This is a genomic window from Blautia sp. AF19-13LB (assembly GCF_003479105.1).
GTDB classification, from domain to species: Bacteria; Bacillota; Clostridia; order Lachnospirales; family Lachnospiraceae; genus Fusicatenibacter; species Fusicatenibacter saccharivorans.
The window spans coordinates 206,234-220,718 of record NZ_QUGO01000004.1; the positions used below are offsets into that span (position 1 = coordinate 206,234).

13 protein-coding genes and 1 tRNA gene are annotated in these 14,485 nt (G+C 51.1%); 12 read left to right on the top strand and 2 right to left on the bottom strand.

The features are described from left to right. Positions 1-36 precede the first annotated feature (36 nt). The 9 genes from DWX32_RS06005 (at position 37) to DWX32_RS06045 (ending at position 6,932) form a co-directional block, all read left to right on the top strand. Positions 37-396, top strand: a complete 360-nt coding sequence (locus DWX32_RS06005) for a Mini-ribonuclease 3 (protein ID WP_055221333.1) — start codon at positions 37-39, stop codon at positions 394-396. Between the two features lie 243 nt (positions 397-639). Next, complete coding sequence (gene rlmB, locus DWX32_RS06010; RefSeq protein WP_055221331.1) at positions 640-1,362, top strand: 23S rRNA (guanosine(2251)-2'-O)-methyltransferase RlmB; 723 nt, start codon at positions 640-642, stop codon at positions 1,360-1,362. A 39-nt stretch (positions 1,363-1,401) separates the two neighbouring features. Beyond that, positions 1,402-2,007, top strand: coding sequence for an RNA polymerase sporulation sigma factor SigH (gene sigH, locus DWX32_RS06015; protein WP_226906387.1), 606 nt, complete (start codon positions 1,402-1,404; stop codon positions 2,005-2,007). 170 nt (positions 2,008-2,177) lie between these two features. After that, positions 2,178-2,250 (top strand) — tRNA-Thr (locus DWX32_RS06020). 84 nt (positions 2,251-2,334) lie between these two features. Next, complete coding sequence (locus tag DWX32_RS06025; RefSeq protein ID WP_118659413.1) at positions 2,335-2,901, top strand: chromate transporter; 567 nt, start codon at positions 2,335-2,337, stop codon at positions 2,899-2,901. Beyond that, entirely contained in the window at positions 2,898-3,473 is a 576-nt protein-coding gene (locus tag DWX32_RS06030; RefSeq protein WP_118659414.1) for a chromate transporter, read from the top strand. The genes DWX32_RS06025 and DWX32_RS06030 overlap by 4 nt, the downstream gene beginning before the upstream one ends. 116 nt (positions 3,474-3,589) lie before the next feature. Further along, positions 3,590-3,835: a hypothetical protein gene (locus DWX32_RS06035; protein WP_055227132.1), complete on the top strand. Its 246-nt coding sequence runs from the start codon at positions 3,590-3,592 to the stop codon at positions 3,833-3,835. Positions 3,836-4,023: 188 nt separating this feature from the next. Further along, positions 4,024-5,412 (top strand): MATE family efflux transporter, encoded by a 1,389-nt coding sequence (locus DWX32_RS06040; protein ID WP_118595589.1) that lies wholly within the window; start codon positions 4,024-4,026, stop codon positions 5,410-5,412. Positions 5,413-5,759: 347 nt separating this feature from the next. Beyond that, positions 5,760-6,932, top strand: a complete 1,173-nt coding sequence (locus DWX32_RS06045; protein ID WP_055267479.1) for an NAD(P)-dependent malic enzyme — start codon at positions 5,760-5,762, stop codon at positions 6,930-6,932. Between the two features lie 113 nt (positions 6,933-7,045). Here DWX32_RS06045 and DWX32_RS06050 read toward each other — a convergent pair whose 3' ends face one another. Continuing rightward, complete coding sequence (locus tag DWX32_RS06050) at positions 7,046-8,458, bottom strand: aspartate ammonia-lyase (protein WP_118659415.1); 1,413 nt, start codon at positions 8,456-8,458, stop codon at positions 7,046-7,048. 290 nt (positions 8,459-8,748) lie between these two features. Between DWX32_RS06050 and DWX32_RS06055 the strand changes: the two genes are divergently transcribed. From DWX32_RS06055 to pdxR, 3 genes are all read left to right on the top strand, one after another. Beyond that, positions 8,749-9,237: an Lrp/AsnC family transcriptional regulator gene (locus DWX32_RS06055; protein WP_022463079.1), complete on the top strand. Its 489-nt coding sequence runs from the start codon at positions 8,749-8,751 to the stop codon at positions 9,235-9,237. A 151-nt stretch (positions 9,238-9,388) separates the two neighbouring features. Beyond that, complete coding sequence (locus DWX32_RS06060; protein ID WP_022463080.1) at positions 9,389-11,062, top strand: glutamine--tRNA ligase/YqeY domain fusion protein; 1,674 nt, start codon at positions 9,389-9,391, stop codon at positions 11,060-11,062. Positions 11,063-11,148: 86 nt separating this feature from the next. Then, a complete protein-coding gene (gene pdxR, locus DWX32_RS06065; protein ID WP_055267548.1) occupies positions 11,149-12,555 on the top strand; it encodes a MocR-like pyridoxine biosynthesis transcription factor PdxR in 1,407 nt (468 codons plus the stop codon). 97 nt (positions 12,556-12,652) lie between these two features. On the opposite strand, the gene pepF is transcribed toward pdxR, so the two are convergent. Next, positions 12,653-14,455, bottom strand: a complete 1,803-nt coding sequence (gene pepF, locus DWX32_RS06070; RefSeq protein WP_173827511.1) for an oligoendopeptidase F — start codon at positions 14,453-14,455, stop codon at positions 12,653-12,655. Positions 14,456-14,485: the final 30 nt, after the last annotated feature.

Genomic DNA, 14,485 nt, shown 5'->3' on the forward strand with positions numbered 1-14,485 from the left:
TCGGAGGTATTCGGACTGGAACAGCATGACATCCGCATGTATTCGCCGCTTACGCTGGCCTACATCGGGGATGCTGCGTATGAGATCGTCATCCGCACGATTCTGGTGCGGAAAGCAAATATGCAGGTCAACAAGCTGCACCGCCATGCGGCAGGGCTTGTAAAGGCGGAGAAACAGTCGGCGATGATTGAAATTCTGGAGCCGCTGTTTACCGAAGAGGAAAAACAGATTTATAAAAGAGGCAGAAATGCGAAATCCTATACCAAGGCAAAAAATGCGTCCACGATCGACTACCGCCGGGCAACCGGGTTTGAGGCCGTGATGGGGTATCTGTACCTGAAAGGGGATTACAAGCGGATGATCGACCTGATCCGGGCAGGACTTGGCGAAGTGTGAGAGCAGATAAGATTCAGAAAATAAAAAAGAAGCGGCAGGGCAGTGGGGCTTTTGAAAAAGCAAAAGTTCCCACTGCTTTTGGGACCGCGGAACAGGAATGATATGAGAGAAAACAACAGAAACGACAAGAGAAACTTTGAGAGAAGAGACGGAAAAAAACGTGACTTTAAGGGGAAACGAGATTACCGTGACAGAGACAGAAAACAGGAAGTACAGCAGGCGGATGAGGAGTTTACAGGCGGCATGGTAGAGGGAAGAAACGCTGTCATCGAGGCGTTCCGCTCCGGCAAGACCGTGGACAAGCTGTTCGTCCTTGCAAGCAGCCAGGACGGCCCGATCCGCACGATCATCCGTGAGGCGAAAAAACACGATACCATCATCAATTATGTAGAAAAAGAACGTCTTGACGAGCTGTCCACCACCGGAAAGCATCAGGGTGTCATTGCACAGGTGGCTTCCTACAGTTATGCAACCGTTGAGGACATCCTCGCGCGCGCAGAGGAGAAAGGAGAGCCGCCATTTATCCTTCTGCTGGACGGCATTGAGGATCCGCATAACCTCGGTGCGATCATCCGTACCGCAAACCTGGCAGGCGCACATGGTGTCATCGTGCCGAAGCACCGCGCAGTCGGCCTGACAGCAACCGTTGCCAAAACGTCGGCAGGTGCATTAAATTACACACCGGTGGCAAAGGTGACGAATCTGGTGCAGACCATGGAAATGCTGAAGGAAAAGGGCATCTGGTTTGTATGCGCGGACATGAACGGACAGAGAATGTATGATCTCGACCTCAAAGGACCGATCGGCCTTGTAATCGGAAATGAGGGAGAGGGTGTCAGCCGTCTGGTGAGAGAAAACTGCGACTTCACAGCCACAATTCCGATGAAAGGCGATATCGACTCTCTGAACGCTTCCGTGGCAGCCGGCGTGCTCGCTTATGAGATTGTAAGACAGAGAAGCTGCTAGAAATTGCGGAAAATCACATTACGCTCCGGCGGAAGAAAGATGAAGGATACAAGAGATATGATGGTGAAAGATTACGATACCTGTACGGATGAGGAGCTGATTGCGCGTCTGCGGGCAGGAGAACGCGAGATTACCGATTATCTGATCGACAAATACAAATCGCTGGTGCGGACCAGGGCGAGGGCGCTGTACCTGGTGGGCGGAGATCACGAGGATCTGATCCAGGAGGGCATGCTCGGACTTTTTAAGGCAGTGCGTGACTACAAACCGGGGAAGGAGGCATCGTTTGCCACCTTCGCCGGCCTGTGCATCGACCGTCAGATGTATTCTGCAGTGGCATCGTCCCAGCGCCAGAAGCATCAACCGCTGAACAGCTTCGTTTCGTTAAGCGAACCGGTTTCCGAGCAGGAGCTGCGCCTGGTGGACGAGGAGACACCGGAGGAGATCATGATCAGCCGGGAAAACGTAATCGGCATGCATGAGCGGATCAAAGAACGGCTCAGCAAATTTGAGTACCAGGTGCTGGAATTGTATCTGAAAGGGTACGATTATACGCAGATTGCAGAAAAACTTGGAAAGCAGCCGAAGGCAATCGACAATGCACTGCAGAGAATACGCAGTAAAGTGCGGGAGGTCTGTTCGTGAGATGGGAAAACAACCGAAAAAATTACGGTGAATTGTCAAAAGTGCAGGAAAATCTGTGAACAAATAAAAATTTTCAAATTTGTAGAAAAAACTGTTGACAATTCACTATAGTTTTGATAGAATACCAAATGTAGCAAGGAGCTAACAAAAAAACAAAACAACTTGCGAATGCTGATGTGGCTCAGTCGGTAGAGCGTCGCCTTGGTAAGGCGGAGGTCACGGGTTCGATTCCCGTCATCAGCTTACTATGAAAGATCCCGGGAAACCGGGATTTTTTCATTATATAAAAACAACGGGAGACAGATCGGAAAAAACGAGGTGAAAAGAATGGAGTCAAAACGTAAGGTACTGCAGAAGCTGTTCCTTTCCACGCTGTATCTGAGTGCATTTACGTTCGGCGGCGGTTATGTGATTGTGACGCTGATGAAGAAGAAATTTGTGGATGAGTACCACTGGATAGAGGAGAATGAGATGCTCGATCTGGTGGCGATTGCGCAGTCATCGCCGGGGCCGATTGCGGTGAATGGGGCGATTGTTGTCGGGTATAAACTGGCGGGGATGATTGGTGTGCTGGTTTCGATTATTGGAACGATTATTCCGCCGTTTCTGATTATCTCTGTGATTTCGGTCTGCTATCAGGCGTTCCGGGATAATTTTTTCGTGAGCCAGATGCTCGAAGGAATGCAGGCAGGCGTCGGAGCCGTGATTGCATCCGTGACGTATGAGATGGGAGCCGGGGTTGTGAAAGAAAAAGATCCGCTGTCGCTGGTGATTCTTGTCTGTGCGTTTGCAGCAGCCTGTTTTTTCAAGGTCAACGTGATTTATATTGTACTGGTCTGCGGTGTCATCGGTGCGGTGCGGACGATTCTGGCGAAACGGAGGGGTGCGAAATGATTTATTTTCAGCTATTTTTAAGCTTTTTCCAGATCGGCCTGCTCAGCTTCGGCGGAGGCTATGCGGCCATGCCGCTGATTCAGGGACAGGTGGTGCAGGGACACGGCTGGCTTTCGATGTCGGAGTTTACGGATCTTATCACCATCTCTCAGATGACACCGGGGCCGATCGCAGTCAATTCGGCAACCTTCGTCGGAATTAAAATCGCAGGCATCCCAGGAGCGCTCGTGGCAACGTTTGGATGTATTCTGCCGTCGTGTATTCTCGTCACACTGCTTGCGAAGCTATATTTAAAATACCGCGAAATGGCAATGCTCCAGGGAATCCTCCACTCCCTCCGCCCGGCGGTTGTGGCCATGATTGGTTCGGCAGGAATCTCGATCCTGGTCACGGCGTTCTGGGGCAGCGAAGGCGGAACGGTCATCCGGCTGGCCCAGACGAACTGGAGTCTTGTCGCGATTTTTATCATCTGCCTTGTTCTATTACGGAAAGGCAAAAAGAATCCCATCTTTGTGATGGTACTGGCCGGTGTGCTGAAGGTGATTCTGTCATTACTTGAGAAATTGATTTGACAAAGTCCACAGGAACAGGATCTTATCGAGCTGCTGACGTCCGAAAAGACAAGGCGCGATGTGATCCGGGCGGATGAAATCAAGGTCAAGAAGGAGGACTGGAGAAGACACCAGATGTGCGTGATACGGCAGCACTGCTGTATGGCCCTTACGTACTGGCAGCGCTGACGGAAGAAAAAGATTTCCTGCACCTGCCATTAACGGAAGAAACACTGGATGCGCAGGTGGAAAAGAAAGACGGTCTGCACTTTTCGGTTGATGGCATTTCCTTTGTGCCGCTTTGCAGCATTGACAAGGAGAAATACCAGGTTTATGTGAAAGTTCCGGGAAAATTTGAGAAGATGATGGGAAAAACAAAATAAAATCCTGTTGAAGCAATTGGAACTGCGGCGATTTATGTCAAAAAAAGCCAGAAAAAAGATAAAAAGGATCTTTCTTTCTAAACATGAATCGTGTATAATAAGCATTACTGTTCGGGGCCTGCCTGGAGAAATCCAGAAGGGCTCCGATTTATGTCATTTATTTTATACAGCAAGAAAAGGGGGAAACCATGCAGAAACACAGAAAATTTATTGGGGACAAACGGTTTTACCTGATGGTGCTTGGCGTTGCGATGCCGATTATGATTCAGAACGGTATCACCAACTTTGTCAGCCTTCTCGACAACATCATGGTAGGACAGGTCGGCACCGAGCAGATGTCCGGTGTTGCGATCGTCAATCAGCTTCTTTTTATCTATAACCTCTGTATCTTTGGAGGCGTGTCTGGCGCAGGAATCTTCACTGCGCAGTATTTCGGACAGGGCAACGACGAGGGTGTGCGAAACACCTTCCGCTTCAAGCTCTGGATCGGCGTGATCCTGACGGCAGCGGCAATCACTATTTTCCTTGGTGCGCACGAGCCTCTGATTCGTCTCTACCTGACAGGCGATCAGGGAAGCCAGGACATGAATGCGACATTAGCCTATGGCATTTCTTATATGAAGGTCATGCTGGTAGGACTCCCGCCGTTCCTGTTTGTGCAGCTTTATGCCAGCACGCTGCGCGAATGCGGCGAGACAATGCTTCCGATGAAGGCCGGTATTACCGCTGTCTTCGTTAATCTGGTTTTTAACTACATTTTAATCTACGGAAAATTCGGTGCACCGCAGCTCGGCGTTGTCGGCGCGGCAGCCGCAACGGTGCTGTCCCGTTACGTGGAGATGGCGATTGTGCTGATCCGCACGCATGGAAACAAAGAAAAATATCGTTTTACGAAGCATCTGTACCGCACGATCCGTGTTCCGGCGGCTTTGACGAAACAGATCCTCATCAAAGGAACACCGCTGATGCTGAACGAAACGTTCTGGGCCGGCGGCGTTGCGATCCTGATGCAGTGTTACTCCGTGCGTGGACTGAATGTCGTAGCCGCGATGAATATCTCCAACACGATCTCGAACCTGTTCAACGTCGTTTTCATCGCACTCGGCGATTCCGTTGCCATCATCGTCGGACAGCTCCTCGGAGCCGGAAGGATGGAAGAGGCAAAGGATACCGATACGAAGCTGATCACGTTTTCTGTATTACTCTGTATTGTGATCGGCGCGCTGATGGCGCTCGTGGCTCCGCTCTTCCCACGCCTCTACAACACGACGGACGAAGTACGCCACATGGCGGCAATCTTCATCGTGGAAGTGGCCATGTTCATGCCGGTCAATGCATTCCTGCATGCAAGCTACTTTACCCTGCGCTCCGGTGGAAAAACGATCATCACGTTCCTGTTCGACAGCGTATTCATCTGGGTTGTCAGTGTGCCGGTGGCTTTCTGCCTGAGCCGTTTTACCGGACTTTCGATCTACGCAATCTACTTTATGGTTATGTCGGTTGACCTGATCAAGTGCGTGATTGGATTTGTCCTTGTCAAGAAAGGAGTCTGGCTGCAGAATATTGTGGCGGAGTAAAGAAAAAAATCTGTCTGTTTTCCAGTCTGAAAAGGATGGGAGGCGGGCAGATTTTTTGCTTTATAAAAAACTTTGTTGAATTTTACTGTAAAGCAAAAAAAGCCCTCCGGGCAGGATCGGACTGCGGCTGAGAGAAAGAAAAAGAGTATTTTTGATAAAATTTCGCAAATGAAGCAGCCGTTTTTGGCGGAAAAGTAGAAATTTTTTCATTAATCAAAACACCGGTTGAAATTTAGAGAACGCTTGTTATAATAGGGGTGCAGCGAACAGACATCCCGTGTGACGCGTGAATCTCTCTTCCTATTATTAATGAGACGCAGTCACACATGAAATGGAGGAAAAAAGCGATGGATTACGCAAAAGAATCATTAAAAATGCACTATGAATTACGCGGAAAGCTTGAGGTCACTTCCCGGGCGGCCGTAGATACAAAAGATGCCTTGAGTCTTGCCTATACACCGGGTGTGGCGGCGCCGTGCCTGGAAATTCAGAAAGATGTCAACAAGAGCTACGAGCTGACCAGAAGATGGAACACGGTAGCTGTTGTTACAGATGGAACCGCAGTTCTCGGACTTGGAGATATCGGCCCGGAGGCCGGCATGCCGGTCATGGAAGGAAAATGCGTGCTGTTTAAAGAATTCGGTGGTGTCGATGCAATCCCGCTCTGCGTGCGCAGCAAGGATGTGGATGATATTGTCAATACCGTGCGTCTTCTCGCAGGAAGCTTCGGCGGTGTCAACCTGGAGGACATCTCCGCACCGAGATGTTTTGAGATCGAGAAGAAATTAAAGGAATGCTGTGATATTCCGATTTTCCACGATGATCAGCATGGAACAGCCGTGATCACACTGGCCGGTGTCATCAATGCGCTGAAACTGGTTGGAAAGAAACTGGATGAAGTCAAAATTGTTACCTCAGGAGCCGGTGCAGCCGGAATCGCCATTATCCGCCTGCTGATTTCGATGGGTCTCAAAAACGTCATCATGACAGACCGCAAAGGTGCGATTTACGAGGGACGCGACGGCCTCAACCCGATCAAAGAGGAGATGGCGAAGATCACAAACTACAACCATGAGAAGGGCACGCTTGCAGAGGTAATCAAAGGAGCCGATATTTTTATTGGCGTTTCTGCGCCGGGTACGCTCACTCCCGATATGGTACGTACGATGGCAAAAGATCCGATCATCTTTGCCTGCGCAAATCCGACGCCGGAGATTTTCCCGGACGAGGCGAAAGCAGCAGGAGCAGCCGTTGTCAGCACAGGAAGAAGCGATTACCCGAACCAGGTCAACAACGTACTCTGCTTCCCGGGCATCTTCCGCGGAGCGCTCGATGTGAGAGCATCTGATATCAACGATGAAATGAAGGTCGCAGCAGCTTACGCAATCGCAGGCCTGGTAAGCGATGAAGAGCTGAACGCAGACTACATCCTCCCGGCAGCCTTTGATCCGCGTGTCAAAGATGCGGTGGCAGCAGCCGTTGCAGAGGCAGCAAGGAAGAGCGGCGTAGCGAGAATCTAAACAGAGTTTGATATAAAAGAAAACGACAGAAAAAGGCTTCCCGGACAGCAAGAAAATCCGGGAAGCCTTTTTGCGTATCATTAAGAAATTATGAAGGAAAGCAGCAGTTACATTCAGCCAGCCAGATCGTCTTCTGCCGGCAGTTCCGGTCCGGTCAGAGCGTACGGATCGAGAATGTCGTCGAGCTGTTTCTGTGTCAGCAGTTCGTCTTTCAGAACCAGAGAAGTAACACTCTCGCCCGTCTTCAGCGATTTCTTTGCAATCGAGGCCGCTTTCTGGTATCCGATATACGGGCAGAGCGCCGTTGTGATGCCGACACTCTTAGAAACGAGATCCTCGCACCGTTTCTCATTTGCGGTAATGCCGAGAATACAGTTCTTCACAAGCGTATTCACAGCGCCTGTCATCGAGGTGATGGAAGAGAACAGGGAGTAGAAGACAACCGGCTCAAACGCGTTCAACTCCATCTGGCCAGCCTCAGCCGCCATCGTGATTGTGGTGTCGTTTCCGATGACATGGAAGGCAACCTGTGTCACAACCTCCGGGATAACCGGGTTGATCTTGCCCGGCATAATCGAGGATCCGTTCTGCATCGGCGGCAGGTTGATCTCGCCGAATCCGGTCCGCGGTCCGCTGGACAGCAGGCGCAGGTCGTTGCACATCTTGGAGAGGTTGACGGCGCAGGTCTTTAACGTGTTGGAGATCGTCACAAATCCGTCGAGGTTCTCCGTCGCGTCAAACAGATCGTCCGCCTGCATCAGCGGATAGCCTGTCACAGCAGCGAGGGTCGGCACGATGTGGTGGAGATAGTAATCGGAAGCATTGATCGTCGTACCGATGGCTGTTCCGCCGAGGTTCAGGGTGAACAGCTCTTTTCTGGCGCGTTCGATCCGGCGGATATCACGCTCGATCATCGTTGCGTAAGCGTGGAAGCTCTGGCCGAGACGCATCGGAACAGCGTCCTCAAGCTGGGTTCTTCCCATCTTTAAAATGTGGTCAAATTCCTGGGACTTATCGAGCAGTGCTGCGTGGAGTGACTCGAGCGCATGCAGAAGATCCGGGAGCAGATCGAGCACGGTCAGTTTTCCTGCACTTGGGATAACGTCGTTTGTGGACTGTGCCATGTTGACGTGGTCATTCGGGTGGACAATGGTATAATCACCCTTGGTGCCGCCCAGGATTTCGATGGCGCGGTTTGCGATGACTTCGTTTGCGTTCATATTAGCACTCGTTCCGGCGCCGCCCTGGATGCCGTCAACGATGAACTGGTCTTTTAATTTGCCGGCAATGATTTCATCACAGGCATAGATAATGGCAGCCGCTTTTTCCTCCGGCAGTCTCTGTGCTTCGCGGTTGGAGATGGCAGCTGCCTTTTTAATTTTCGCCAGATTCTGGATCATGACCGGGTGGATCGACGTTCCCGTGATGGGAAAATTCCGTTTTGCCCGCAGGGACTGTACCCCGTAGTAGGCGTCGGATGGGACTTCAAGGGAACCAATGGAATCTGCTTCAATTCTTGTTTTCATAATAATCTCCTTCTTTCTGCACGCATTGAGTTGTGTATATTGTCTGAAACAATTCTTGCTTTGCCTTTCGATACCGGAAGAATAACACCAGGGCAGAAATTTGTAAATACCGCCGCCGAAGAACTGTGGAATCTTATTTATTTTTGCATTTGATTTTAAATACCAAGGGGAAGAGGCACTTTTACTTATTTTTCGAAAGCAGTTTCCGCGAGGACACGTTTTCGTAGACAAAAAACGGCGAACGTGATATGCTGAACAGTATAAAAGTGAAAAAAACAGGAGAGCAGCGTATGAAACATGAAAAAAGCAAGAACGATGCGATGCGCCATGAGCTCGATCACATCGATGCAAAAATCCTGAATCTCCTTCGGGAAAACGCCAGGATGCCGCTGAAAGAAATCGCGGAACACGTATTTTTATCTTCCCCGGCAGTTTCCGCCAGAATTGAGCGGCTGGAGAAGGAAGGCTACATTACAGGATATCAGGTCAAATTAAATCCGGCGCTTTTGGGATATCCGATCAAAGCGTTCATCAACCTTGAGGTTGAGCCGGTTCAGAAAAAAGAATTTTATCCCTATATTGAAAAGGTCCACAATGTCGTGGAATGTAATTGCGTTACCGGTGATTACTCCATGCTCATTGAGGGCCTTTTTGTTAGTACCATTGAGCTCGACCAGTTTATCGGCGAGCTGCAGCATTTTGGACGGACGCGGACGCAGATCGTGTTCTCGACCTCCGTGGAGCACCGCCAGGTGACCGCACACGAGGCAGAAGAATAGGCACCGGTCCGCTCCGGCGGCTTTGTGTATCGAAAAAAATGCTTTGCAGGAGAATGCTTTTGTGTTATAGTGATAAAATACACAGAGCATTTTGCGCCCTTTTCGGGGCAGTGCTCCAAACGAAAAGATTCGAGGGAGGCCTGACCTTATTATGGAAGAAAAAGAAGTTGTTTCCAAAAATTTTATCGAGCTTGCGATTGACAAAGATCTGGCAGAGGGCGTTTACGACCATGTCTGCACACGATTCCCGCCGGAGCCAAACGGCTATCTTCATATCGGACATGCAAAATCCATCCTGTTAAACTACGGTTTATCACAGGAGTACAACGGAGAGTTCCACATGCGTTTCGATGATACAAACCCGACGAAAGAGAAAACCGAGTTTGTTGATTCCATCAAAGCCGATATCCAGTGGCTTGGTGCAGACTGGAAAGATCATCTGTACTACGCATCCGATTATTTCCCACAGATGTATGAGGCAGCCGTAAAACTGATCAAAAAAGGAAAAGCATTCGTCTGCGATCTGTCCGCAGAGGAGATCCGTGAGTACCGCGGAACCTTAACCGAGCCTGGAAAAGAGAGCCCGTACCGCAATCGTTCCGTAGAGGAAAACCTGGACCTGTTCGAGCGCATGAAAAACGGCGAATTCGAGGACGGAAGCAAAGTACTCCGTGCGAAAATCGATATGGCATCACCGAACATCAACATGAGAGACCCGGTTATCTACCGTGTAGCCCATATGCATCACCACAGAACCGGCGATACCTGGTGCATCTACCCGATGTACGACTTCGCGCATCCGATCGAGGACGCCATCGAAGGCATTACCCATTCTATCTGTACGCTGGAGTTTGAGGACCACCGTCCGCTGTACGACTGGGTTGTACGCGAGCTGGAATATCCGATGCCGCCGCGCCAGATTGAGTTTGCAAAGCTGTATCTGACTAACGTGGTTACCGGAAAACGTTACATCAAAAAGCTGGTAGAGGACGGCGTGGTAGACGGCTGGGATGACCCGCGTCTCGTATCCATCGCAGCACTCCGCCGCAGAGGCTTTACACCGGAGTCCATCAAGAAATTCGTAGATCTGTGCGGTGTATCAAAAGCAAACAGCTCCGTTGACTATGCGATGCTGGAGTACTGCATCCGCGAGGATCTGAAGCTGAAAAAAGCCCGTACCATGGCAGTCTTAAATCCGGTGAAACTTGTCATCGACAACTACCCGGAAGACCAGATTGAGATGCTGGAAGTACAGAATAACCTCGAGAATCCGGAGCTTGGCAGCCGTCAGGTACCGTTCGGAAGAGAACTGTACATCGAGCGCGAAGACTTCATGGAGGAGCCGGTCCGCAAATACTTCCGTATGTTCCCGGGCAATGAAGTCCGCCTGATGAACGCATACTTCGTCACCTGCACCGGATGCGAGAAAGACGAGAACGGAAATATTACCGTAATCCATGGAACGTACGATCCGGAGTCCAAGGGAGGAAATTCCCCGGACGGAAGAAAAGTAAAAGGAACAATCCACTGGGTAGCAGCAAAGACCGCTGTCAAAGCAGAGTGCCGTCTGTACGAAAACCTGATCGACGAGGAGAAGGGCGTTTACAACGAGGATGGTTCCATGAACCTGAATCCGAATTCCCTGACCGTATTAAAAGAGTGCTATCTGGAGCCGTCTTTAAAAGATGCGAAAGCATATGACAGCTTCCAGTTTGTCAGAAACGGATTCTTCTGTGTAGACGCAAAAGATTCCAAAGAGGATGCGCTGGTGTTCAACCGTATCGTATCTCTGAAGAGCTCTTTCAAGCTGCCGGCAGCGAAATAAATAAGAATTTTGAAATGGAACAGAGCAGCCGCCTGGATGAAACCGACATCCCAAGCGGCTGTTCTTTTTGTCAGGGAGATGGGAAGATGAATGAATTGACGATTTCGCTGGATCCGCATCGGAAGACACCGCTCTATGAGCAGATCTACGGTTTTATCCGCGAGGAAATCCGCGGCGGACGGATCCGTGCAGGGGAGCGGCTGCCGTCGGCGCGGGCGCTTTCGGGCTATCTGTCGGTGAGCCGGAGTACCGTGGATCTGGCGTATGAGCAGCTGGTATCCGAAGGGTATCTGGAGAGTGTGCCGTGCAAAGGCTACTTTGTCTGTGAGATTGAGGGGCTGTACCGCCTCGATGAAAAGAAAGAGGAGACAAAAGAGGATGATGCCGCGGAACAGATGCCGTTCCGCTACGATTTTGCCGTGACCGGTACGGCGCCGGGCGGATTTCCGCAGAACAGCTGGAAGAAGATCTCGAAAGAAGTCCTGCTGGACGCAGATGACAGCCTGTTCCAGCTCGGGGATGCGAAGGGCGAGCACGGTCTTCGGGAGGCAATCCGCGACTATCTGCACCACGCACGCGGCGTGAACTGCCGCACGGAGCAGATCATCGTCGGAGCGGGAAATGATTATCTGCTGATGCTGCTTTCGGTGATCTTAGGGCGTGGCCATAAAGTGGCGATGGAAAATCCGACCTACATCAGTGCCTACCGCTGTTTTGCGAAGCTTGGCTATGCGATGTGTACGATTTCGATGGACGAAGCGGGCATGCGGCCGGCGGAGCTGGAAAAAAGCGGGGCGGATCTGGCGTACATCATGCCGTCGCACCAGTTCCCGATGGGCATGGTCATGCCGATGAAGCGGCGGATGCAGCTCCTTGCGTGGGCATCGAGGGAAAATGGGCGGTATCTGATTGAGGATGATTACGACAGTGAATTCCGCTACAAGGGCCGCCCGATCCCGGCACTGCAGGGCAATGACACAGAGGGAAAAGTGATCTATCTTGGAACGTTTTCGCGGGCGATTGCGCCGTCCATCCGCATCAGCTACATGGTGCTGCCGGAGACGCTGCTGCCTGCCTACGAGGAGAACGGAAGATGCTTTTCCGCGACAGTTTCGAAGACGGACCAGAAGATTCTGGAAGAGTTTATGCGGAGCGGCGCGTTCGAGCGCCATCTGAACCGGATGCGTGCACAGTATAAAGGGAAACACGACCTGCTGATCCGGCTTCTGAAGGAGTTTGGGCGGGAGTACACGGTGTCCGGCGAGAATGCGGGCGTCCATGTGCTGGTCCACCTGCCGAGAGGACTCTCCGAAGCGGAGGCGGTGCAGCGGGCAAAAGAGGATGGTGTGCGCGTGTACGGGCTGGAACGGTACTGCATCGGCGCTGCCGCAGATCCCGCACAGGGCGGCACAGTGCTGCTTGGGTACGCCGGGCTTTCTGAGGAGGAGATTGCAGAGGCAGCTGCGATTCTGAAAAAGTGCTGGAATGCGTGAAAAAAGATATGAAAAAAACGGATTGCTTCGCCAGTAACAAAAACTGACGGAACAATCCGTTTTTACTGTTTGATAGAGAGTTACAATGCGGACAGGATCAGCAGCCCAGCTCTTCGGTCAGCTCGCAGATCTCATCGATGATCGATCCAATCGTCTCGATCGTATCGAGAAGAGGTGCATCCGTCGAGATATCAACGCCGGCCATTTTTGCCAGCTCTTCCGGTGTCTTCGTGCTTCCGGCGGTCAGTACCTTTTTCCAGTCATCGACAGCGGTCTGGCCTTCGGTTTCGATGCGCTTGCAGACCTGTGTGGCAACGGTCAGTCCGGCGCTGTAGGTGTAGGAGTAAAGTCCCATATAGTAATGCGGCTGGCGCATCCAGGTGAGCGCTGCGTCATCGGAAATTTCCACATCATCGCCCCAGAACTTCTGCAGGGTCTCTTTCATAATGCTGCTTAACGTCTCAGCCTGTACGCTGTCGCCGGCATCGATGAGCTTGTAAACCTCGCGCTGGTAAGCAGCCTCCATCAGATGGGTGACGAAGTTATGATAATATGTGTTGCTGATCATACAGCTTAAAACCCAGCGGCGGAACCGTTTGTCCGGGGTCGTTTTCAGCAGATAATGAGCCATAAGAAGCTCGTTCATGGTAGACGGCGCCTCGACAAAATAAGAGGAAACCTCGGTATCGAGAATCGCCTGTGCGCCGTTGCAGAGACGGAAATGGCCGGCGTGGCCGAGTTCATGCGCCAGCGTGAAAACATCTGCCATGCGGTTATTCCAGCTTAAGAGAATAAAGGAACCTTTTCCGTACGGGCTGGCACAGAAGCCGCCGGTGGATTTTCCCTGGTTCTGTGCAAAGTCAACCCAGCGTTTTTTGTAGGCCTCCTGAATCATGGAAACGTAATCATCACCGAGAATGGCAAGGCCTTTTTCGATGTACTGTTTTGATTCCTCGATCGTGACAGACGGATCGTACTCCGGGTCGACGGCGATTTTCAGATCGGCGAAGGTCATGCGGTCAAGGTTGTGAACCTTTTTCAGCAGGCGGGCATATTTGCGCATATGCGGAGCCAGGCGGGTGGTGATGAGATCGATCTGGCGGTTGTACAGCTCACGGCTGACCTGCTGCGGGAACAGCAGAGAATCGATGACGGAATTGAAGCCGCGCAGCGTGGCCATGGTCTTTTCTGTCTGCAGCTGGGCATTGTAAGCAGCTGCCGTTACATTTTCGTACTGTCTGATTTTTGCAGAAAAGGCGGAGAATGCACTGCGGCGGATATCGGTGTCTTTTTCGTATTCGTAATTATCTTCAAACAGGGAGTAGCCGAGCGGATATTCTTTTCCGTTTACGGTGAAAGAATCAAATTTCATATCGGCAAGCTTTGCCATGTTGTAGATCTGGTACGGAGCCGAGAAGGTCTGGGACAGAGCGGAAATGGCACGCTCGGTTTCCGGGCTCAGGCGGTGTGCCTTGTTGCGGAGAATCTCGGCGAGATAGCAGCGGTTCGTATCTGACTGCTGCATGGCCTCGTTCAAAACATCCTCGGACTGTTCGGAAAGCTCGCTCTCGATAAAGGTGAGACGGCTGAAAATCTCAGAGATCAGGCTGTTGATGCGGTCGTTGCGCGTCTGGTTTGCACTGTTGTAATAGTCGACAGAAACGGCGAGATCGCAGTAGTTGGCGGTCAGTGTGATCAGACGGTAGACCTCCTGGTAATCGTCGAGGCAGTGGTTGATCGTGGCTGCATCGGTGAGGTTTCCTTTGTAGGATGCTTCCATAGAAAGACTTAATTCTTTCATTTTCTGCGCATCAGCCAGCATGGCCTCCTCGGTTGGATAAATTAAAGACAGGTCCCAGGTAAGTTCTACAGGAACGTCATCGCGTTTTGCAAGTTCCATAACAATCTCCTTTCCATAAAAAAGGGGAGG

Coding starts and splice junctions, on each gene's coding strand:
- DWX32_RS06050 (WP_118659415.1), bottom strand. CDS start 8,458: ATGAAAACAAGAATTGAAGCAGATTCCATTGGTTCCCTTGAAGTCCCA.
- DWX32_RS06005 (WP_055221333.1), top strand. CDS start 37: ATGTATTCGCCGCTTACGCTGGCCTACATCGGGGATGCTGCGTATGAG.
- DWX32_RS06045 (WP_055267479.1), top strand. CDS start 5,760: ATGGATTACGCAAAAGAATCATTAAAAATGCACTATGAATTACGCGGA.
- DWX32_RS06030 (WP_118659414.1), top strand. CDS start 2,898: ATGATTTATTTTCAGCTATTTTTAAGCTTTTTCCAGATCGGCCTGCTC.
- pepF (WP_173827511.1), bottom strand. CDS start 14,455: ATGGAACTTGCAAAACGCGATGACGTTCCTGTAGAACTTACCTGGGAC.
- DWX32_RS06060 (WP_022463080.1), top strand. CDS start 9,389: ATGGAAGAAAAAGAAGTTGTTTCCAAAAATTTTATCGAGCTTGCGATT.
- rlmB (WP_055221331.1), top strand. CDS start 640: ATGGTAGAGGGAAGAAACGCTGTCATCGAGGCGTTCCGCTCCGGCAAG.
- sigH (WP_226906387.1), top strand. CDS start 1,402: ATGAAGGATACAAGAGATATGATGGTGAAAGATTACGATACCTGTACG.
- DWX32_RS06025 (WP_118659413.1), top strand. CDS start 2,335: ATGGAGTCAAAACGTAAGGTACTGCAGAAGCTGTTCCTTTCCACGCTG.
- DWX32_RS06040 (WP_118595589.1), top strand. CDS start 4,024: ATGCAGAAACACAGAAAATTTATTGGGGACAAACGGTTTTACCTGATG.
- DWX32_RS06055 (WP_022463079.1), top strand. CDS start 8,749: ATGAAACATGAAAAAAGCAAGAACGATGCGATGCGCCATGAGCTCGAT.
- pdxR (WP_055267548.1), top strand. CDS start 11,149: ATGAATGAATTGACGATTTCGCTGGATCCGCATCGGAAGACACCGCTC.